This window comes from Paenibacillus sp. FSL H7-0350, from assembly GCF_038593195.1.
In the GTDB taxonomy this organism is placed as follows: Bacteria; Bacillota; Bacilli; order Paenibacillales; family Paenibacillaceae; genus Paenibacillus_AQ.
Window position 1 is genome coordinate 4,630,877 of the sequence record NZ_CP151972.1, and the last position, 22,267, is coordinate 4,653,143.

The 22,267-nt window shown below is 48.6% G+C and carries 14 protein-coding genes and 1 pseudogene; 10 read left to right on the forward strand and 5 right to left on the reverse strand.

What is annotated here, in order from left to right; translation table 11 throughout:
- The first annotated feature begins 121 nt into the window (after nucleotides 1-121).
- A complete protein-coding gene (locus tag NYE24_RS21310) occupies nucleotides 122-907 on the forward strand; it encodes a nucleotidyltransferase domain-containing protein (protein WP_036690116.1) in 786 nt (261 codons plus the stop codon).
- A 524-nt stretch (nucleotides 908-1,431) separates the two neighbouring features.
- Here NYE24_RS21310 and NYE24_RS21315 read toward each other — a convergent pair.
- Both NYE24_RS21315 and NYE24_RS21320 read right to left on the reverse strand, forming a co-directional pair.
- Nucleotides 1,432-2,316 carry an SDR family oxidoreductase gene (locus tag NYE24_RS21315; protein ID WP_342476602.1) on the reverse strand — a complete coding sequence of 295 codons (885 nt, stop codon included), beginning with the start codon at nucleotides 2,314-2,316 and terminating at the stop codon, nucleotides 1,432-1,434.
- 151 nt (nucleotides 2,317-2,467) lie between these two features.
- The gene (locus NYE24_RS21320) at nucleotides 2,468-2,902 is read right to left on the reverse strand and encodes an Rrf2 family transcriptional regulator (protein ID WP_342479276.1); all 435 of its coding nucleotides are present in this window, start codon (nucleotides 2,900-2,902) and stop codon (nucleotides 2,468-2,470) included.
- A gap of 331 nt (nucleotides 2,903-3,233) precedes the next feature.
- On the opposite strand from NYE24_RS21320, the pseudogene NYE24_RS21325 reads away from it, so the two are divergent.
- Nucleotides 3,234-3,842: pseudogene (locus NYE24_RS21325) on the forward strand (Rpn family recombination-promoting nuclease/putative transposase); the annotation flags it as partial.
- A gap of 221 nt (nucleotides 3,843-4,063) precedes the next feature.
- On the opposite strand, the gene NYE24_RS21330 reads toward NYE24_RS21325, so the two are convergent.
- Nucleotides 4,064-5,905, reverse strand: a complete 1,842-nt coding sequence (locus NYE24_RS21330) for an alpha/beta fold hydrolase (protein ID WP_342476603.1) — start codon at nucleotides 5,903-5,905, stop codon at nucleotides 4,064-4,066.
- Between the two features lie 60 nt (nucleotides 5,906-5,965).
- A complete protein-coding gene (locus NYE24_RS21335) occupies nucleotides 5,966-6,532 on the reverse strand; it encodes a TetR/AcrR family transcriptional regulator (protein ID WP_076155831.1) in 567 nt (188 codons plus the stop codon).
- A 128-nt stretch (nucleotides 6,533-6,660) separates the two neighbouring features.
- Here NYE24_RS21335 and NYE24_RS21340 point away from each other — a divergent pair, with 128 nt between their 5' ends.
- Both NYE24_RS21340 and NYE24_RS21345 read left to right on the forward strand, forming a co-directional pair.
- Nucleotides 6,661-7,914, forward strand: a complete 1,254-nt coding sequence (locus tag NYE24_RS21340) for a mechanosensitive ion channel domain-containing protein (RefSeq protein WP_342479277.1) — start codon at nucleotides 6,661-6,663, stop codon at nucleotides 7,912-7,914.
- A 174-nt stretch (nucleotides 7,915-8,088) separates the two neighbouring features.
- Entirely contained in the window at nucleotides 8,089-9,006 is a 918-nt protein-coding gene (locus NYE24_RS21345) for a VOC family protein (RefSeq protein ID WP_342476604.1), read from the forward strand.
- 97 nt (nucleotides 9,007-9,103) lie between these two features.
- Here NYE24_RS21345 and NYE24_RS21350 read toward each other — a convergent pair whose 3' ends face one another.
- Nucleotides 9,104-11,434: a helix-turn-helix domain-containing protein gene (locus NYE24_RS21350; protein WP_342476605.1), complete on the reverse strand. Its 2,331-nt coding sequence runs from the start codon at nucleotides 11,432-11,434 to the stop codon at nucleotides 9,104-9,106.
- A gap of 256 nt (nucleotides 11,435-11,690) precedes the next feature.
- Between NYE24_RS21350 and NYE24_RS21355 the strand changes: the two genes are divergently transcribed.
- From NYE24_RS21355 to NYE24_RS21380, 6 genes are all read left to right on the forward strand, one after another.
- Nucleotides 11,691-12,629, forward strand: coding sequence for an ABC transporter permease subunit (locus NYE24_RS21355; RefSeq protein WP_342476606.1), 939 nt, complete (start codon nucleotides 11,691-11,693; stop codon nucleotides 12,627-12,629).
- 10 nt (nucleotides 12,630-12,639) lie between these two features.
- Nucleotides 12,640-13,524 carry a carbohydrate ABC transporter permease gene (locus NYE24_RS21360; protein ID WP_209994846.1) on the forward strand — a complete coding sequence of 295 codons (885 nt, stop codon included), beginning with the start codon at nucleotides 12,640-12,642 and terminating at the stop codon, nucleotides 13,522-13,524.
- A 38-nt stretch (nucleotides 13,525-13,562) separates the two neighbouring features.
- Entirely contained in the window at nucleotides 13,563-15,104 is a 1,542-nt protein-coding gene (locus NYE24_RS21365; RefSeq protein WP_076155808.1) for a DUF3502 domain-containing protein, read from the forward strand.
- Between the two features lie 32 nt (nucleotides 15,105-15,136).
- The gene (locus NYE24_RS21370) at nucleotides 15,137-16,183 is read left to right on the forward strand and encodes a glycoside hydrolase family 130 protein (RefSeq protein WP_342476607.1); all 1,047 of its coding nucleotides are present in this window, start codon (nucleotides 15,137-15,139) and stop codon (nucleotides 16,181-16,183) included.
- Between the two features lie 137 nt (nucleotides 16,184-16,320).
- The gene (locus NYE24_RS21375) at nucleotides 16,321-20,802 is read left to right on the forward strand and encodes a polysaccharide lyase family 8 super-sandwich domain-containing protein (RefSeq protein WP_342476608.1); all 4,482 of its coding nucleotides are present in this window, start codon (nucleotides 16,321-16,323) and stop codon (nucleotides 20,800-20,802) included.
- A gap of 147 nt (nucleotides 20,803-20,949) precedes the next feature.
- Nucleotides 20,950-22,257 carry an aminoacetone oxidase family FAD-binding enzyme gene (locus tag NYE24_RS21380; RefSeq protein ID WP_051493206.1) on the forward strand — a complete coding sequence of 436 codons (1,308 nt, stop codon included), beginning with the start codon at nucleotides 20,950-20,952 and terminating at the stop codon, nucleotides 22,255-22,257.
- Nucleotides 22,258-22,267 lie beyond the last annotated feature (10 nt).

The following is a 22,267-nucleotide window of genomic DNA, read 5'->3' on the forward strand; positions in this document are numbered from 1 at the left end:
TAAGACGATTGATTCATTCGGGGGATTGCGGGAATTTCAAAAGTGGAATATTATTTACTTATAATTAACGTATTGGCTTACTAATTAATGATTATATTAATTATATTGGAGTGGATGTATTATGTATCCCCATCATCAGGCTGCCATTGATGCCATCACCAACAAGCTTAAAGCCAGACCCGACGTACAAGGGATTATCATCGGAGGTTCCGTGGCGCATGGCTTTGCGGGCGAAACCTCTGATATCGACATTATGATCGTCCTTTCCGAAGAGGATTACAAGAAAGCTTGTTCCATCCATAATCTTGGGTATTTCGAAACGGAATCCTGTTCTTATGAAGGCGGTTATGTGGACGGGAAAGTTGTATCCGCTTCCTACATCAAGCAAGTGGCCGAATCCGGCAGCGATCCTGCTAAGTTCGCATTCCAGGATGCGTTCGTCACCTATTCCAATATCGAGGGGTTGGAACGGTTGGTCCATGATGCTCCCCGATATCCGGTGGAGAAAAAGACTGAGAACATGCAGAAGTTCTATGCACAATTCGAAACCTGGAAATGGTATTATTACGAAGGACTGAAACGCAACAATCGTTTATTAATCGACTACTGTTTGACCCACTATGTCTTTTTCGCAGGTCGGTTGATTTTGCTACACAACGAAACACTTTTCCCTTCTTATAAGTGGTTCTTACAGGTTCTAGAGGGGGCCCAAAAGAAGCCTGAGAATTTGTTGACGGACATCCATCGGGTACTGGAAGAACGAACGCCGGAAGCCGTAGAAAATCTGTACAAGAGTATTGTGGAATTTAATAACTGGTATCAGGCAGAGCATCATTGGACGGTTCAGTTCATGATGGATAGCCAGCTGAACTGGATGGACGGACCGGTTCCGGTTCTCGATTTATAAACTGTTCCGCTAACGGGAACGATAGTTCAATAGATGGCTTCATGGTTAGCAGGATGAGGCATTGTTTTGAGGAGGAAACGGCCAGGCTTGTTGAAGAGCATCACGCTCCGCCGAATTGTAGCTCTGCACGTCCACGCCTCGGCTCCATATGGAGTATCAGTGAAAGACACCTTTAGGGGTGTCTTTTTGTTTTATGGATATGGTTTAGGAAACTCTCAGAATCTGCATGCCGAGTATGCTTGCACAAATTTTATTTTTCGCTTGGCGAATATATGACCTGAACGACTTCATCCATAGGTTCTCCCCCTCACTGACAAGTTATTAACCCAACTATACCAAATATCCCTTTACGGGGGGCTTCTAGGGTGACATCAAATCCGTGACTACACTCGTAGAAGCTTATGTGCCGTTATCTTCGGACAGGGGTTCGATTAGACTTGTGATGAAGAAAGGTGCCGATTTTGTCCGCACCTTTGTTTTCGAATTTTGAGCTAACGAAGTACAATTCCTGTTTCTTCTTTATGTTACGCCTTATTTTGTGGGAAACGTTGTTTAAAAAATTCTTTAAATGTCATGGGTTTCCGACCAATCAGTCGTTCAAGATCTCCAGACGTTTCAGAGAATTCTCCGCTGTTAATACCTCGTAGCCAAGCTGATAAGAACTCACCAACGTGAAGTGGGACACCATTACTCGTCAAATTCTCCACATATTCTTTTTCGCTAATAGTGACATGGGCAACTCTTGTTCCACTAATCTCGGAGAGGTCATCAGCGATGTCTGTGAATGATCTCGCATCACTGCCATTTAGTGTATATGTCTTATTTTCGTGACCGTTCTGTGTAAGAACAGCCACATTGGCTGCCGCTAAATCATAGAGTGATGCAGCGGCAACTTTACCAGAACCTTCAGGTACTCTTACGCCGACTTCGTAAGCGTTACTACCGAAATAATTAGGCATGGCTTCGAAGTACGGCGGATTCCGCAGAATGGTGTATTCTAAACCGGATGCCTTGAGCGCCTCTTCCGCAAAGATGTCTGATCTCGTAACTTCAGGGATAATTAAGTCTGAATCTTCTCTTCTTGTAATTGACGTGTAAATAACCTGCTTGACACCTGCTTGTTTTGCAGCAGCGATGACATTGAAATGTTGTGTGTTACGGTCGGTAAATGCAATTGCGGAAATAAGCATTACTTTTTCAACACCATTAAAAGCTCGTAAAAGGGAGTTATAATCAAAGTAGTCTCCTTGGTGGACTTCCACACCTTCCTTAATAAAACCTGCAATTTGTTCGGATTGAGGATTTCGCACCAATACAGCGACCTGATTTGCCGGGACTTTCTTAAGAAGAAGCTCCAGTGTTCTATTGCCGAGACCGCCTGTTGCACCAGTAACAAGTATTTTCCCCATTTTGTACATTCCCCTTTTATTGGTAAATTATTTGCATATTAACTATTGCATTTGCCTAGCCTTTCGTACCACTTTGTGTCCTGTTAAGACTACAGTTATCAATTGTGTAAACGTAACTGTTACAGTTACACTTTGTGTAAAAAAAAAGGCTTTAAGATAACTGAGCCTTTTTTAATATCCCATCAACAACATCTTTTATAGTGAAACTTGCCAGAACATCTTCCATAGAAATCTCTACTTTTTTTAATATAATGCTAAGAACATCTTGAATATTAGCACCAACAATGCAATCCAGATTTGTATCTTCGTGAATCTGAAACAACTGCCCTTCATTAACTACTTCTACCGATCGATATACATCAAGCAAGGTTATTTCATCAATTGGCTTTAAAAGATATGTTCCTCCATAGCCAAAATTAACTTTGACTAAACCAGCCTTTTTCAACATCCCGGTTACCCTGCGAATGACCACCGGGTTTGTATTTACACTACTTGCAACCAACTCTGAAGTACAAATCATATCTTTCCCAATGGACAAAAAACTCAGTATGTGAATTGCTACAGAAAATCTAGTGCTTATTTTTATTGCAGGCACCCCCTTCTGCAACCATTATAGTTACACCTATTGCGATTGTCAACCTGCCTATCCAAAGGGCTTCTAATAACCTCTTTAATACTATGCCCCACAGCTACATTGCCAACAGCCTCCAATGGACCATCGATGTTCGCAGCATCTAATCATCCACATCTTTATCAAAATTGTTAGAATATGCTGCGATAACGTTAGGAAAGTAGAATAGGTGCATCGTATCATGAGAAAAACTTGAATGACGACGATAACGCTGAGTATATTGTTAAAATAAATTATGCAAACAATGTGCTCCGAAGAGGATTATATTCAACTAATGGGTAACCGTTCTGAAGGTAAACTGATTGATATAGAGATGCAGTTGTTTAATAAGTATGACATTGAAAAGAGAACGATGTTTTATGGGAGCAAACGGTATGCGAGTCAACTGAGTCAGGGAGACAAATATCCAGAGTTGAGGAAATGCGTGACGATAAACATTTTAAACTATACGTTCTTGAAGAATGAGCAATATCATAACGTATTTCATCTGCGGGAGGACCGAACAGGGATATCCTTGATTGACGACATTGAGGTGCATTTCTTGGAGTTGCCGAAGCTGGATGAACATAGCGTTCCGTCTGAAGGCGGGGTGATCAATTGGCTGTTATTCCTGAAAGGTGCCGATACATCACAATGGGAGGTGCTGAAGATGAATGAGCCGGGTTTGGAGAAGGCAATGGATACCTTGCAATATTTGAGTCAGGATTCAGAAGCCAGACGGTTGTATGAGGCCAGACAGAAGTATCTGCATGATGAGGCATCTATGCTGGGAAGTGCGGAAATGGCAGGTGTAAAGAAGGTAGCTAAGAACATGCTTGACCTGAATCTAGACATACCGATTATTGTAAAGGCCACTGGATTAACGGAGCAGGGGATCAATGCTTTGAGGAAGTAAGGGATGAGGGAGCAGCCTATGTGCGGATTATCCCTTTCTATAAGTTAGGCAAATTATATAATTACGGGGGGCTTCTAGGGTGACATCAAAACTGTAACTACACTCGTAGAAGCTTATGTTCCGTTATCTTCGGACAGGGGTTCAACTCCCCTCGGCTCCAATATGGAGTAAAGCAGAAGACACCTTAAGAGGTGTCTTTTTTCATGCCTGAGGATGTATTATTAATTCCCTAGAATATAACAAGCCGCTTTCCCTGGATGGCTAAGAGGAAAATGATGACCATAGGGAACAACATCAACGTTACCAAGCTGTACTGGAGCAGAATAGTGCCGATCTTGATCTCCCCAAATAACATGAAGATTAGACCTTGGTACTTTGGTGAAATCACCCTGATAATTTTTCGACAGAAAACGGTTGAGTTGAAGAGTGGTATTTACAATTCTAGGCGAAGTGAAGCTGTCGCGTACTTTGGCAATATAATATTTCGGAATGCTCTCTATATTTTCAAACAGACCATTATCAATTAAATAACGTTCTAATGAATTAGCCGTTGCTAACTTCAATGCCCATTTGTTCATAAATTGAGGAGTATTGAACGATTTAGAATTTTTTTTGGCAACAGGTGGCTGAAGTAAAGTGATAGTATTCTTCGTATCCAGGTACTCGCACGCTGACGCTTCCAGCAGAATAACCGCTCCGAGGGAATGGCCAATCCAATGTGCGCCATGAGTGGCTTTTCCTGATAACTCCTTCACTACATTCAAATAGAGATCCAGAAGATTCTTGTCCCGCTTAAAAGGGGAACGTCCTAAACCCGGAAGATCTGGAATCCATACGGGTCGACCCGTTTTTTCATGAAGCTCTAGTCCTAAAGGAAATAAATCGGCTCCATCACTGAGCAAACCGTGGAATAAAATAAATGGCTTGCCCTCACCTGGTATTTGATAAATCACAGTGTTTCCGATTAAGTTTCGTTCATATGCATGATTATACTGGTCATTGGGGTACATCAGGCGGTAATCCAAATCTGCTACTACGGCCGGGAGAAAATTCATCACACTCGTCTTAGTAAACCAATCTTCTCCCATGACTTTTTTCGGTAGATCATTTGAAAAGGTTCTATTTGTAATAAAGTTCAGTCCATCCGATGGAATTTGTGTGATTTTACTGATCCCGCTGTTCATAAGTGCCTTCATGAAGCGAAGCGGCACAGAGATTGCAGGTGCGGCCATATTCATACTTTCTGACATAACGCCTAATAATTCAGATATATCCGGATCATGCTGGTTGTCTGGAACAAGTGTATAGGTTTGAATAGACGATTGCTCCAGCTTAACAACCTGAACAATAAACTTCGCCAGCGCATCGTTTGAAATAAGCGGTAACTTATACCCCTTGCCTCCAGGAATAACTGGCATCAGCCCTCTGCGCATACTCTCCACAAGCAAGCCTAAGCCAGCTACCTGCTCTGTACTTCCTGTTGTACTGCTGCCGACTACGGTTGGCGGATTAATCACAGATAGCGGATACCCTAATGCGGATGCCTGCTGGCGAATATACAGATCTGCTAAAAATTTGGTTCTTTCATACGGATTTTTTATTTTCAGATAGTCGTGCCCTTCTTGAAACACATCAATCGCAACCTTGCTATTATCATCATCAAAGGGGGACATATATCCAACTACATGAATAAATTGCTGCAAACCCTTCAATTGGTGGATACGTTTAGCGAATTCACTGATATGCTTGGCACCATTTAAAAACACAGAAGTTGCCTCTTGCGTTGTCGCTTGAATATCCATTTGTCCGCCTGCGTGAATAATAATATCCGTGCGTAGTACCCTCTCCTTATCTTCATCACTTAGACCTAAATCTGGTTTCGTCAAATCACCTTCAATAAAGAATAGGGCTGCCTCGTTGAAAAACCCTTTTTCCTGATAAACACGTATTGCTTTACTTCTCGATCTCACTAAAAGAAAAATCATATTCTCCTCTTTAAGAAGCTCCTCCACGAGTTGCCTCCCGATAAAGCCTGTTCCACCTGTCAAAAATATAGTCCTCAAATCATCCGCGCTCCTTTTTAGTACTGAATGGTACTAATTTTGTTGTAAAAAAAATGCTTCTTATCGAAGCAAGTTAAAAAAGTGGCTGGCTGTTGTCGTGATCACCGTTGCATCCTTCAATGTCTCTGACAGAAACAGTGCTCCTTCCAGATTCGTTATAAAAAGTGCCGCCACCTCATCAATATGAATCGTATCTCTAAACTCGCCTTTTTCTGCTCCTTGCTTAAGCAATAGAGAGATTTTCATTTGTAAGCCTGTAAAAAAGAGACCTATTTTTTCCTTTATGTGCGTTGCTTGTGCAGGGGTTTGAATATAAAGAGTAATAAATGGACAGCTACCCTTATACTCTCTGGACTGAACTCCTTGCGATAAATGTTTTAAAAACATCTGGACACGATCCTCCACGGATAATTGGTTCTGGGAAAGGATTTCATCCATTGCACGCTCATACGCTTCAATCCAATAATCAACGACTCCTGCTAACAACTCTTCCTTATCAGCGAAGTGATAATACACATTCGATTTTGATACCTTGCTCACACGAACTAATTCATCCATGCTGGTATAAGCAAATCCCTTTTCTAAAAATAAGGCTGCCGCGACTTCAAGCACACGTTTTTGATTCATTATTTTTACCTTTGTCATGACTAGAACTATATAGTACTAATTCAAACATTGCAAGTATTTTCATTTTTGCATAACCCCTATTTATCCTCTATAATTGTAGGCTACTATGCACCTGTCAGGAGGAAATGATGAATTATATTAAAGAAAACCTTGCAGGATATGGCGTGAGCGAGCAAATGAGTGTGTATCTCTCGAACATCATTATGATTTTATTTATCGCTTTGCTCTCTGTAGTGGCCAATCTTGTAGCCAAAAAAATCGTACTGAAGATCATCATCCATATCATTAATAACAACCGGTATACGTGGGATAATTTCTTTTTGGAGAAAAAGGTGTTTCACAAGCTGTCGCATCTCGCTCCGGCCTTTATCATCTATTATGCTGCACCTATTTTTCCACTGTATCAGTCTTTCATTATAAAGATTGCCTTAACTTATATGATTATCGTAACGATCACGGTGTTTAATGCCCTGCTTGATGCCATCGATGCTATTTATCGTACGTATGAAGTGTCCAAGATTAGGCCGATCAGGGGTTACATTCAGGTTGCGAAGATTATTCTGTATATTATTGCTGCTATTATAGTGATTTCTAACCTCATGGGACAGAATCCGCTGATTCTTCTTAGTGGACTGGGTGCTTTATCTGCTGTTCTTATGTTGGTCTTCAAGGATTCTATATTGGGCCTCGTGGCAGGGGTGCAATTATCCTCTAACGATATGGTCCGTGTAGGCGACTGGATTGAAATGCCTAAATATAATGCTGACGGCAATGTAATTGACATTACGCTGAATACGGTAAAGGTGATGAATTTCGATAAAACCATTACCATGATTCCAAGCTATGCCCTGATCTCAGACTCTTTTAAAAATTGGCGGGGCATGGAAGCTTCTGGCGGCAGAAGGATGAAGCGAAGTGTCTGTATTGATACAAGCAGCATATGTTTTTGTACCAAAGAAATGATTGAAGAGTTCCGGAAAGTACACTATCTCAGCGATTATGTCACGACAAGATTAGATGAAATTAACGCTTATAATATCGAACATCATATCAATATGGAGAGCAAAGTGAATGGAAGACAGCTAACGAATATCGGAGTATTCCGGGAATATGTCCAAGAATATCTGCGCAATCATCCCAAAATTCATAAGGATATGACGCTCATTGTCAGACAGTTAGAAGCAGGAGACAGTGGACTGCCCTTAGAAATCTATGCGTTCAGCAATGAGACGACCTGGGGTGTGTATGAGTCGGTACAGTCGGATATCTTTGATCACATTTTTGCGATTATTCCTCTGTTTGGACTTCGCGTTTTCCAGAACCCGACGGGCCAGGATATTGTTAATTTAAAAGAGAGAAGAGAGTATTCGGCGGGGTATTGAGGATATGGCAATGGAAGAGGATTAGCCTTTGCGGGCCAGGCCGGAGGCCGGGCAATGTTGCAATGTTGTCCAATTAAAGAATGAAGTAGCCCCTCATTAGTGTATAATAAAGCAAATTGAAGCCCTATCCCTGTCCTTGGACCGGAACGGACAGGAAGCTGAGGAGGAATCGTTGTGGCCAGCATTAGACAGAGAATTGTCCCGCATCTATGGTATGACAAGGAGGCGGCAGAAGCCGCCCGCTTTTATGCTTCTGTGTTCCCGGAATCCAGAGTTACAAGTGTGAACACCATTCATGATACGCCGTCCGGCGATGCGGGTCAGGTCTCTTTTGAGGTCTGGGGGCAGCCGTTCATGGCGATCAGCGGGGGGCCGTATTTCAAGCTGAATCCGGCTGTGTCATTCTTTGTGAATTTTGATCCCTCACGGGAAAAGGATGCAGCAGAGAGATTAGATGAGGTGTGGGATAAGTTAGCTGAAGGCGGCACCGCCCTGATGCCGCTCGGCAAGTATCCGTTCAGTGAGCGGTATGGCTGGATTCAGGATAAGTTCGGAGTGTCCTGGCAGCTGATTCTCACGAATCCGGCAGGGGAAGAGCGGCCTGCGATCATTCCTTCCTTGTTGTTCGTGGGGGATCGATGCGGGAAGGCGGAAGAGGCGATGTCCTGCTATCTGTCCGTATTCAAGGATTCGCGGCAAGGTCTTCTTACCCGCTACCCGGCAGGCTCTGCGCCGGATCAGGAAGGAACGATTATGTTCGCGGACTTCATGCTGGAGAATCTGTGGTTCACGGTAATGGACAGTGCGCATAATCATCAGTTCAGCTTCAATGAAGCGGTCTCCTTCATGGTATCCTGCGATTCTCAGGAAGAGATTGACTACTACTGGGACAAGCTGTCCGCAGTTCCTGAAGCCGAGCAATGCGGCTGGCTGAAGGATGCCTTCGGCATCTCCTGGCAGATTATTCCGGCGGAGATGAATGAGATGATGAAGAAGGGTACGCCGGAGCAGCTGGCGCGTGTGACGAAGGCTTTTCTGCAGATGAAGAAGTTTGAGCTTGCAGAGCTGCGTAAGGCCTATAAGGGAGAATAAAAGAGGCAATTTGCTGGAATAACAACACAAGCGATAAGGAACACATCCTTATCGCTTCTTTGCGCGCAAATATAAGAAGGTACAGGTTTCACTTGCCCTACACCTTCTCCCCTCCATCCCCGGCCCGGTACTTCTTCCGGTACTGGGCCGGGGTCATGCCGTATACCTTCTTGAAGCTGGAATAGAAGGTGTTCAGGGACGAGAAGCCGAAATGCTGCACGATGGGCTCGATCGGCGAGTCGGAGGCAATGAGCTCCTGGCAGATGAACGTTAGCCGCTTCTCTGATATTTTATCGGTGATGGACTGGGTGGTCTCTGCTTTGTACAGACTGCGGAAATAATTGACGGACAAGCCCAGGTGATCGGCCAGCATGGTGGCAGACAGATTCGGGTCGGTGAGATGACTCTCGATGAACTGGTCCACCTGGCCGATCAGGGCGATATTCTTGGATTGGCTGCGGGCGGCCGCAATGTCTTCGAGCGTCTTGGTAATCAAAGCCTCCATCCAGGGCATGACGTTATCCATCGTTTCCTGCCGAATGATCTGCTTCTCGATGGACGTCAGTCCCCACGAGCTAGGCAGCGGCTGGGAGGAATGCTCCTGGATAAGCCGGCGGATGTCCATGAACAAGGTAATCAGAGACATTTTACATTCAAAATAAGGCAGTTCCCGCAACTTCACAACTGCTGAGCGTAAGACCTCCAGAATGACGGCGGCGTCCCCCTTGAGTATAGCCTGGGCGATCTGCCGCTCCTGACTCACAGGCAAATGATACAATTCCCCGGGCGCAGCAGGTAGCCATTCCTTCACAATGAGCGACCGGTGTCCGAAGCGGAACCTCTCCTGCGTCAGATCATACGTCTCCAGATATACCTCATGCATGTCGGTTAAGCCAGGCAATGTCCGGCCCCAGGCCACGGTGGTTCCCACAGACAAATACTGCTGGATCAGCCGCCCTGCTACTTGCAGCTCCTTCGCGAATTCCTCTGACAAGGGAGCCGATAAGACTACAGCCACGTGGTCGTCCCCCATATCTACGGTCTGCAGCTTGTGCCTGGACGATTGCAGCGACTCCTGAATGATATTGGACATCGCGAACCGGAGCAGGCGCCGGTCCTTCTCCGGGTACACTCCCGAGAATTCTGCGAAGTGGTCGATCCGGAAGATGGCTACGGACAACTCATCGCCCGGCAGATCAATCCCCCATTCCACGAATTGAGCGCAGATCTCCGCTGCCGAATGGTACGTCTCGCCCAGGAAATCCCTTAAGAATCGTTCTCTGCCCAGAAATTTATTATGCCGCCATTGCTCAGTAAGCTCGTGAATCTGATTATGCTGCGAGGTGAAAACGCTTGATAAGTATTCGAGTTCATTGGCGTTCGCGCCAAGGCCCGGCTTCTCCGCCTGATGCTGCCGCATGACCCGGCTGATCAGCTCCTGAATGGGTGAGTACACCCGTTTGGAGATTAGAATAATCACCGCCAGGGAGGCTGCGAACAAGACGAGGAACAGGATCAGACTGGTATCGCGCAGGACCGTGATTTTATTCAGAATGGCGGATTTCGGGATCATCTCAATGAAGGTCCAATCCTGGATGCCCTTAACGGAGGAGTCGGCATAGACCACCAGCTTCTCTCCCTGATCCTGGGGCTGAAACAGCTTCCAGCCGCTGGCTCCCTTCATCCCGTGGCTTCTGAGCTCGGCAATCTGCTGCGGATTCATTGGCGTGCTGCTAAAAATCGTCTCATCTCTGTCATTCAGCACGGTGATCGACCGGCTCGCGAAGTTTGAATTATTCTGCAGCAGGGTCATGAGATTGTGGGTATCCACATTCATGACGAACGCGGAGATAGAGCTGCCTTTTTCATAAAATCTGACAATGGTCATCACTTCTTTGGGCGTGTTCCCGGTAAGGGGGAGGGACAAGGTTCTCGGAATAAGCACGCTATGGTTGGCTGTTTCCGGGTCACGTAAGCGCTTAATAATATCCTGATCGTAAAAAGCTGCGGTATCATTTAACCCAAGTCTGGAGTCAATGACCGTATTCGTATAATCGTTAATGAGGTAGACAGAATCTATGGAGGGGTTGGCGTTCTTAATGTCCATTAACTGGCTCCATACTTCATAAGTCTCGAAATCGCTGTAATGGTCCGAAAGGGCATACACCTTAAGCGCGCTGTCATTACTGGAGGAGAAGCTGAAATCAAGTGCCCATTCCATCAGCCGCGACGTATTCCGGGCCCCGTTGACGAGAAGGGATTCCGAATGATCGCCGATTTCCTCCAGCAGTGTCTTGGAAGATTGCCCATAGAGCAGGACGAAGGATATCCCTAAGACCAGAACGTTCGCACTGACAAAGTAAAAAATAAGCTTCATGTAGGTAGGGTGCCGCTTCAGCGAGGCGAAGAACGGTTGTCTGAATTTCATGGCTCTGGAACCTCCGTAATCATAACTGTCCGGCTCATTACAAGTAGATTTATTATAGCACACAGGGTATTTTCGTCTGCCGAATCGTTTGTTTTGGGAAGAGTGTTGTTTTTGGGAAGGCGGTAAATCTGCACTTGCGGGAAGGATCGGCGTTTCTCGGAATTGCTCAGGGCACAAGGGCTTGATAAGGTGACGGCATAGATAACGGGACGCTCCTTAAGCGATTACCGGTCTTGAGGAAAGGGGGGATGTACAAATGAACTACCCGCTAAACGCAGGTAAACGTTCAAAATGGAGGCATATCACGCAGAATCCTTTTCTGTATGTGATGGCGGTACCGGGGCTGTTGTTTTTCCTCGTGTTCAGTTATTTTCCTATATACGGGATTATGATTGCCTTCAAAGATTATGATTTTGCCAAGGGGATCACGGGGAGTGACTGGGTAGGGTTTAGAAATTTCGATTACTTTTTTACATCAGATGACTTCTGGACGATTCTGCGGAACACACTGCTACTCAACGTGCTGTTTATTGTGTTCACGACAGCGGCGGCCGTTCTGATTGCACTCATGTTCAATGAGATCCGCAATAAATATTTCAAACGGATATCGCAGTCGCTTATTTTCCTGCCTTATTTCATGTCCTGGATTGTGATCGGGATGATTGTCCAATCCTTATTCGGCGGGGAAGAGCCCATGATTAATGTCTGGCTGCACAATATCGGTATGGAACCGGTCAACTGGATGTTTGAGTCGAGTCTGTGGCCTTATATTCTGACGGTGATCCGGGTGTGGCAAGGCGCTGGTTATCTCTCGATTATTTTCCTGGCCGCCATTACGGGCATATCGGAGGATCTGTATGAGGCGGCCCGCATCGACGGGGCTTCTAAACTGCAGATTGTGACACGCATTACGCTGCCGCTGCTAGTGCCGACGATTATGATCATGACGCTGCTGGCCGTGGGTAAAATTTTCAACGGGGACTTTGCGATGATCTATGCCATCATTGGCGACAACTCGATGCTGTATCCGACTACCGACGTCATTGATACGTTTGTCTTCCGCTCCATGCGGCAGCTGCACGATTTCGGCATGTCTTCGGCAGTGGGCCTGTTCCAGTCTATTATGGGTCTGATCTTCGTCATTGCTGCCAACTGGGTAACCCGCAGGGTATCTAAAGAATCTGCTTTATTCTAGGAGAGTAACTATGAGACAGAAACATAGCGCTGCGGATCGCACCTTTACGGCATTCGCCCATACGTTCATTTTGCTGTTTACTTTATTTTGTCTGTTTCCTTTTCTGCTGATGATTGCCGGTTCCTTTACGGATGAGGAGGAGCTGATCGCGCACGGCTATACCTTATTCCCGCAAAAGTTATCGCTGGCCGCGTATAAGGCGGTTCTGCAATCAGATGTACTGTTCAATGGCTATGGCGTTACCCTGTTTATCACGGTTGTCGGGGCCTTAAGCGCCCTGTGCATTTCTGCCATGCTCGGCTATTCACTGGCGAATAAACGAAATGTTCTGCAAACGCCCTTTCTGTTTTTTTGCTACTTGCCTATGCTCTTCTCGGGAGGTATCATTCCGTTCTATATTGTAGTCAGCCAGTGGCTGCATTTGCAGAATACAATCTGGGTGCTCATTCTGACGATGTTATGCCAGCCGTTTCTCGTCTTCCTGCTGGTCAGCTTCTTCCGCACTATACCTGAGGAGCTAGAGGAAGCTGCCAGAATCGACGGAGCGAATGAGATGAGAGTGTTCTTCCAGATTATGATTCCGATCTCCAAGCCGATACTGGCTTCTGTCGGCCTCTTCTATGCGCTGAGCTTCTGGAATGACTGGTTCATGGGACTGATGTTCATTGATAACGAGAAGTTATTCCCGCTGCAGTTAATTCTGCGCCGGATGGTTTCCAATATGGAAGCGGCCAGGAATCTGATTCCTTCCGGTGCAGCGATTGCAGTGACTCCACCGACGTACGGGGTGCGGATGGCGACCACGGTACTGACCATCGGCCCGATTGTACTGCTGTATCCGATGCTTCAGAAATATTTTGTCAAAGGTCTAACGGTAGGCGCTGTCAAAGGGTAAGTTATTCAGATTGTCCATAGATACGGGAGGGTTACGAGATGAGGTTAAACAAATGGTTCGGCACGGCAACAACAGCGGTATTGGTGTCGTCACTGGTGCTGGCAGGCTGCGGGGGAAATGCGAAGAACGAAGGCAGTACAGCGAATTCTACGAATTCCCCTTCCCGTTCAGAGGGTGCAGCGCCTGCTTCCAAAGAAGTAGTGACGCTGAAGGCTTATTTCCCGGGAGATAAACCTGCGGGGTTCGATGCTGTGCTGCAGGCGGTCAACGACAAGCTGAAAAAGGATAATATCGGAGCCGCTCTGAATATCAACTTCATGCCTTGGACCGATTACGGGAATGCGGTATCCGTGAAGATGTCTGCCGGTGAAGAGTTCGATATGTACCTGGATGCCCCATGGCTATCCATGAACCAGATGATCGAGAGTAAATCGTTGACGGAGCTGGATGCGGCAGTGGCTGCACGGCCTGAGCTGAAGGCATCCATTCCGGAGGAAATGTGGGAGTATAACAAATTCGGCGGCAAAATTATGGGGATTCCGCTCGGCACCACCCAAGGCCAGCTGTATGGCGTACTGATCCGTAAGGATTTACGCGAGAAATACGGGCTTCCTGAGCTGAAGACCCTCGATGACCTGGAGAAATTCCTGTATGCAGTCAAGGAAAATGAGAAAGACATCAAGCCTTTTGTCATTAATGGAATTAAGGCCGATAAGCTGCCATTTATCCTGAGTAACTCTGCGAATCTGGCACAGGATGAAGTGCTGGAGATTGGGGTCAACATGTTCTCGTATGCGATCAAGGATAAGAAGGTCATTGGCCAATGGGAGAGCCCGACGATTGCCGATGCTTATGAACGTGTTACCAAATACTACAAGGATGGGATTATCTCCAAAAATATTGCCCAGGAGCAAAATGCCGAGACGCTGTTCAAGCAAGGTAAATATGCGGCGACCTACTATGCAGCTGATGGGGTCGAAGGTCTGAAATATTCGGAAATGCTGAAGGATGGCAGCGATAAGCTAGAGATTTTCATTCCGAACGGGGAGCAGGCTAAGCCTTATACGGCTTATCAGCAATGGAATTTCCTCTGTATCCCGACGACCTCTAAGCATTCCGATGTCACAATGGATGTAGTGAACTGGCTGTCGATTAAGGAGAACCATGATCTGATGGAATACGGCATTCAAGGGAAGGACTGGGAGCCTGTCGGCGATTCGAGCTATAAGGCGCTGTCCGGCTATACATTCCCTGGTTATGTGCTGACGTGGCGGCCGACGCTCAACCGTACACCTGACACCATGATGCAGGATGACAAGAAGTGGTTCGACTTCTCGACCCAGACGTCCAATTTCACGCTGAGTCCGATTGCAGGCTTCAACTTCAACGCTGAGAAGGTAAAGACGGAATATGCCAAAATCACGCCGCTGCACGATTCGATCTTCCTGCCGTTAAGCCAAGGCCTGATCCCTGCGGCGGAAGGAAAGAAGACGATGGAGGACAAAATGGCGAGTCTCGGCGGGCAAAAAGTGATCGATGAAATCCAGGCTCAGATTGATACTGTTACTTCCGGCAAATAACTGTACTTCAAATACAGAAAGAGGTCACTCCAATGAAAATAACACGCAGCGCGCATAATCCTCTGATCGAAGCCCGGGATGTTGCCCCCTCCCGCCCCGATTTCAAGGTGCTGGGCGCGTTCAATGCAGGCGTGGCGCAGCTACAGGAGGAGACAATTCTCTTGCTGCGCGTTGCCGAAGCGCCAATATCAGACCAGGCGGATGAGGTGCTCGTTCCCCGGTTGAATGAAGCAGGGACGGAGGTGCAGGTCGAGCGGTACGACAGGAATGATCCAGGCTATGATTTCTCAGATTCACGCTTCGTAGCCAAGGAGGGACAGACGGTGATGCTCACCTCCTTGTCTCATCTCCGGGTAGCACGGAGCCAGGATGGCGTTCATTTCGAGGTCGAGCCGCAGCCGGCCCTGTTCCCTGAGCATCCGCTGGAAGCATGGGGGATCGAAGATCCGCGTGTGACCCAGATCGGGGACACCTATTACATCACTTACAGTGCGGCCTCCGCACGCGGTGTCGGAGTTGGGCTGGCGGAGACCCGCGACTTTCAGACCTTCAAGCGGCGCGGGTTCATGCTGCCGCCCGAGAATAAGGATGTCATGATTTTCCCCGAGACAATTGGCGGCAAATACTACGCGCTGCATCGTCCGGTGCCGAAGTCCTTCGGCGCACCAGAGATGTGGATCGCGGAATCGCCTGACCTCGACCATTGGGGGAACCACCGGTTCCTGATGGGACTCGGTGAGCAGGGCTGGGACTCCGCCCGTATGGGTGGTGGGGCTGTTCCCATCCGCACGCCGCAGGGCTGGCTGGCGCTGTACCATGGTGCGGACAGCAGCCACCGCTACTGTATGGGGGCGGTGCTGCTGGATCTGGAGGACCCGTCCCGGGTCATTGCGAGATCGCGTGTCCCCGTGCTGGAGCCGGAAGCTTCCTATGAGGTGAACGGATTCTTTGGCAAGGTCGTGTTCTCGTGCGGTGCGCTGCTGCTGGACCAGACGGTCCGCATGTATTATGGCGCGGCAGATGAAGTCATGGCTGTAGCGGACATCCCGCTCCAGGATATATTAGATACTCTTGTGTAAGAGGAAGGAGGCAGTGGGAGCTGCCTTCTTTAATCTAAAGTTTAGAAAGCGCTAACAAATATCTGGCAGATAAGCGAAGGAGCGTGTACATGACTGGACACATGCAAAATAGGATCAAGAAATGGATATGTCTCGTTATGGTTGGTTTGATGATCTCGACTCTCGGGTTCCAATACCCTGTATCGGCGGATAGCTCGTCGCAAGAGCTGGCGGAAATGAAGCTGATGAAGCAGCGGGCGGTGGATTTCTATATCTCCAAGGACATCATCAATGACGGAACCAATGGCCGGGTGGAATGGACTTTTAAATCACAGGCCGGAACTTATTTATCGACTCAAAAAGCGGATGGAAGCTGGAGCGATGTAGATTATACCAGTACGGCCTCCAGTGCCAACGGGCGGGCGTGGTCGCCTTACCTTGCGCTGGACCGGATGCAATCGATGGCTCAGGCGTTCGCAGACCCGAAGGGGCCATACTATCACGATGAAGCCATGTTAGCCGGTATTCAGAAAGCGCTGGATCACTGGTTCAAGGTCAAGCCGACCTCCACGAACTGGTGGGAGACCGGCATCGGCAAACAATTACGGCTCAGCAAAGTTGCACTGCTATGCGAAGGCTATCTGACTGCAGAGCAGGCTGCGGGTATTGTCGACACGTTAGACAGCAAACCGAATACAATCGATGGGGCCAACTCCTCCTGGTACAACCAGAATTATATGATCCGCGGCTTATTGCTGGAGGATGCCCAGAATGTCCGCAGCGCCGTAGAGGCGTTTAACGTGCTCTCGGCGGTGACGGAGACGCTAACGGGAATTCAGTCTGACATGTCCTTTTTCATGCATGGGAAGACGAATTATACCACGGGCTACGGAAGAAGCTTTGCGAGAGATATGTCCTTCTGGGCTTATGTCGTCTCGGGCACAAGCTTCGCTTACAGCCAGGCGGCCATTGACTCGTTGTCCTCTTATGTGCTGGATGGAACCAGGTATCTGGTGAGAGGCGATGTTGCCGATCTGGGCATGGGGATGAACGGACCGGAGTGGCCAGATTATGAGAGCTCCGCGCTGACCTTCTATGAAGATCCGCTGGAGTGGATGCAGGCGGCTAACCCGAAGCGGGCGGATGAATTCGCCGTATTCCTGAATAATATCCGGGGTATTGGCACGGTCTCGGGCAATGGACTGGATGCGAACAATATGACGCAATGGCAGACCCTGGTCTCCTCTCATATGCGGAAGGATTACGGAATTACAGTGAAGATGTCGTCCAGCACGGTCAAGGGCGGCGAAATGAGAACCATTAACCCAAGCGGATACAACCTGCTCTACTGGACTCCGCAAGGCGCCACGGCTATCCAGAGAACCGGGGATGAGTATAGAACCGTGTACCCTCTGATGGACTGGAATCATGTTCCGGGAACAACAGCTCCCTACGTTTTCACGAAGGAGAATAACTTCAACAACCCGAAGACCTTTGTCGGCGGCGTAACCAATGAGCGGTACGGAGCCACGGCGTTTGATTTCAACAAGCTGAGCACCAGCGGGAAAAAGGGCTACTTTTTCTTCGATGATGAAATGGTAGCGCTGGGCGCAGGCATCACTTCAACGAATGCTGCACCGGTCCATACGACACTGAACCAGAGTCTGGCTGTAGGCGATGTGCTTGTAGACGGCAAAGTGGCAGACGGAACGTCGCAGGTGAACGGACGCTGGGCCTATAATGATCAGACCGGGTATGTTTTCCTGGACAAGACGAATTTCCAGGTGAAGCAGGAGACGAAGACCGGTAAATGGAGCGATGTGGTTACTGGCAGTTCTGCGGAGCCAATCACTAAGCCGGTGTTCTCGATGTGGCTGGATCATGGCGTGAAGCCGGTCAATGCTTCCTATCAATACATCGTATTGCCGGGTAAAACCGCGGGGGAGGTTAGCAGCTACGCGGAAGCAAGCCCGATTAGTATTCTGGCGAATACACCGTCCGTTCAGGCGGTCCGGCACCGTTCGCTTGGCATTGCGGAAATGCTGTTCTATCAGCCGGGTACAGTCACGCTAAGAGAAGGACTGACCGTCACTGTAGATAAACCGTCGATGGTGATCGTTGATGAATCCGCGGACCCTGTCCGCATCTCGGTGGCGAATCCCGAAACGCCGGGAATTACCGTCAACGTAACGCTGAACCGGAACGGAGACCAGACCACAACCACTTACACACTCGGTAAAGATACGTTCACCGGGCGGAGTGAGACGCTAAGCGAGGGAGCTTTCATCGACGACAGCGGGTATGATCTCGCTTACAGTAAAGGAGCGGCTGCTTCCTCCAGCGTAGGCAAGCAATTTGCGTCAAACGCTACGGATCTGTACAGAACCTCCAGTTGGAGCTCGAACGCTTCAGGCAATGAATGGATTTATGTGGATCTGCAGGATCAATATATGATCAATAAGGTTAGATTGCATTGGGAGAAGGCTTACGGCAAAAGCTATAAAATTCAAGTATCCGACGATGCGGCCACCTGGAATGACGTGTATGCGACCTCGATGGGGGATGGCGGCATCGACGACATCTCCTTCGGTAAGACCAGCGCCAGGTTCGTCCGGATGCTAGGCGTTCAGCAGGGGACCGGAGACGGCTACTCGCTTGCTGAATTTAACGTGTATGAAGTGGTTGCCCCTAACCTTGCGGAAGGCCAGACTGCGATTGCAAGCTCGTCCAAAGCAGCCGATGTGCCAGCGGGGAACGCGGTAGACGGCTCATTGACTTCCCGCTGGGGGTCTAACTATGCTGATCCGCAGTGGATTTACGTCGATCTGGGCTCTGTTCAGGCGATTTCCAAGGTGATGTTGCATTGGGAAGATGCCTATGGAAAAGAATACCGGATCGACGTCTCCGATACGCTGCACGATTGGAAGACGGTATATAGTACGTCCAGTGGAGACGGGGATGTCGACGAGATTTCCATAGATCCGGTGAATGCCAGATATGTCCGGATGTATGGAACTCAGAGAGGGAGCAAATACGGATACTCGCTCTGGGAATTTAAAGTCTTTGGACCAGAGACACAGGAAACTGTTCCCGCCCGGGTTGAGCTTGCGGCAACGCCATCTTCGGCGGTGCCTGGAGGCAAAGTATCCGTTATGGGGGCCGTCTACGCCGATGGCAATCTTCCGTTATCCGGTGTAGATGTTGAACTCACAGCAGCCGATGGAAGCCTTGAACCTGCCAAAGTAACTACAGATGTGTACGGCAAGTTCAGTACAGTCTTTACTGCACCATCTGTTCCCGGTAAGGTATCCATCTCAGCTGTCTTGCCGGCAAGTCCATCTGTGACAGGGGCGGTTACCGTATCCGTAGAAGAAGAGGCTGTGCCTGTATCGGCCCGGATTGAACTGGAGGCTAACCCGTCCTCTGTATCTGCTGGAGGCAAAGTGTCGGTTACGGGAACCGTCTATGACGGTGAAGATCTTCCGTTAGCGGGTGCTGCGGTCCAGGTCATGGCAGCCTCCGGCAGCCTCGAGCCTGCGCTTGCCGTAACGGATGAGCACGGCCGGTTTAGCACAGTCTTTACGGCACCGTCCGCAGCGGGGGATGTGGTCATTACGGCTGTACTGACCGGCAATCCTTCCGTGACGAATACGGTTACCGTCTCTGTAAGCAAGGCCATACCAGTTCCTGCCCTTATTGAACTTCAGGCGGCACCTTCTGCTGTGAATACCGGAGATGACGTATCCATTACAGGAATTGTCTCGGGCAGCGACAATCTCCCGGTCTCCGGCCTGGAGGTCGGACTTACAGCTTCCTCGGGCAGCCTTGAGCCTGCTCATGCTGTAACGGACGCAAACGGCCGGTTTAGCGCGGTCTTTACGGCACCTTCCACACCTGGAGAAGTTACAATTACGGCGGTCTTGAATGCGTATCCGTCCATTACGGGAAGAATTAGCGTCTCGGTTAACGAGCGTTCGGGCGGCGGAAATGGCGGCAACCCTGGAGGTGAAGCACCTGTGACTCCGTCAGTACCTGTCCCGCCGGTTGTTGTGGGAACACCGGGTAAACCGGACGAGAGTCCGCAAGGCCCGGCAACTCCGGCGCCTGGTCCATCCCTCACCGATATTGCGGGCCATTGGGCTGAAGCCAGTATCAGTGAAGCTGTTCGGTTAGGCATCATTACAGGTTATCCGAACGGCTCGTTCCAGCCTAACCGTAACGTGACCCGTGCTGAATTCACGGTGATGCTGGCGAAGGCGCTGAAGCTTCAGAACACAGAAGCAGCGTTATCCTTCAAGGATAGTGACCGAATCGGACCATGGGCCAAGACAGCCGTTGCGCAGGCGGTAGCCTTGGGAATCATTCAGGGGGATAACAACAGCAATTTCCGCCCGGATGCGCCAGTGACCAGAGCCGAAATGGCTGTCATGCTGGCGAGAGCATTACAACTGGCTCCTGTTGCCCGCTCCGCAGGATTCACGGATGACCGCGACATCCCCGCCTGGGCAGTTGGAGCAGCGGCCGAGATGAAGAAGTCAGGACTCATGCAAGGCAAAGGCAACAACAGCTTCTTCCCGAAAGACGCCGCAACGCGGGCGGAGACCGTCACGGTACTGCTTAGAATGCTGGCAGCTAAGTAATCATAGCCAACCTTTCATTGGTATACGTTAGACACAGCAAAGCAGCGATTCTCCTGTTGTTAGGGAATCGCTGCTTTGCTTATGCTATAATTTAATCAAGTGTTTTTGTGCTTAGAGAAAATTGGATAAAGGATGCATTGACCAACCATGTATGAGAATCAGACTTCTATGCACCACAAGCTCTTTATTATCGGCGCAGGTGCTGCCGGACTAATGGCTGCTGTTACTGCGAGTGATATGGGGATCGATACGGCCATTCTGGAGAGTAACGACCGGATTGGCAAGAAGATCTTAATGACAGGTGATGGCCGCTGCAACATTACGAATGAATCCACTGTGACAGCTGAGGATGAAGCAGCCGCTTTATCGCGCAAGTATCACAGTAATCAATCCGGATTTCCGCTTGCGGTAGTGCAGCAATATGGCGTCAGCCAGACGATTGATTTTTTCTCCTTTCTTGGGCTTCCGCTGACAAGACTCAAGGGGGGCTTGATGTATCCGATGTCGCTGCAGGCAGCGGCGGTACTGGATATTTTCCAGCTGGCGCTAGAGGATCGGAATGTTCCAGTATACCTTAAGAATAAAGTGGTGGATGTTACTGCTTCGGCAGATCATCCGCGCTTCACGATAAAATGCCTAACAGAGACAGAGGAGGAGGTTGTTTATACAAGCGACTATCTGCTTCTGTCTACGGGGGGCAATACCGGTCCCAATGCAGGAAAAGAGCCTCCCGGTTATACCCTTGCCGAACGTCTGGGGCACACCCTGATTGAGCCTTTTCCGGCCATTGTGCAATTGAAGCTGCAATATCCGAATATGAGGGCACTGTCCAGTATCAAATCTCAGGGACAAGCCCATATCATTGTAAAGGGTAAAGTCATCGGCAGTGAACAGGGTGAGCTGGCCTTCACAGACTATGGTATTACCGGTCCGCCCATTCTCCAGCTAAGCAGGAAAGCTGCGTATCATCTGGCAAGAGGAGAACAGGTGAAACTATCGGTGGATCTGATGCCGGGCCGTACAGAGGAAGAGGTAGTGGAGTTCCTAGAAAAGCTATGGGAGAGCTTTGGGCACCGGACCGTGGCGGATTCCCTCGTGGGTATCTTCAACAAGAAGCTTGTTACTGTCCTGCTTAAGGAGACGGGCTTAGATCAACAGCCACAGCTTCTTTGCCAGAATCTCACGCCGAGAACTAAAGAGAACTTTTATCGGCTCTTGAAGCGTTGGGAATTCAAAGTGACGGATACCAATGGCTTTACGAATGCGCAGGTGACAGCCGGCGGCATTGATACATCGGAACTTACCCGGGGAACGCTGGAATCCAAGCGGGTGCCCGGGCTGTATTTGGCCGGCGAAGTGATGGATGTGGACGGAGATTTCGGCGGCTATAACCTGCAATGGGCCTGGAGTTCCGGATATGTGGCCGCCATGGCGATAGCTAAGTCCATTCAATAAATTTATTAGG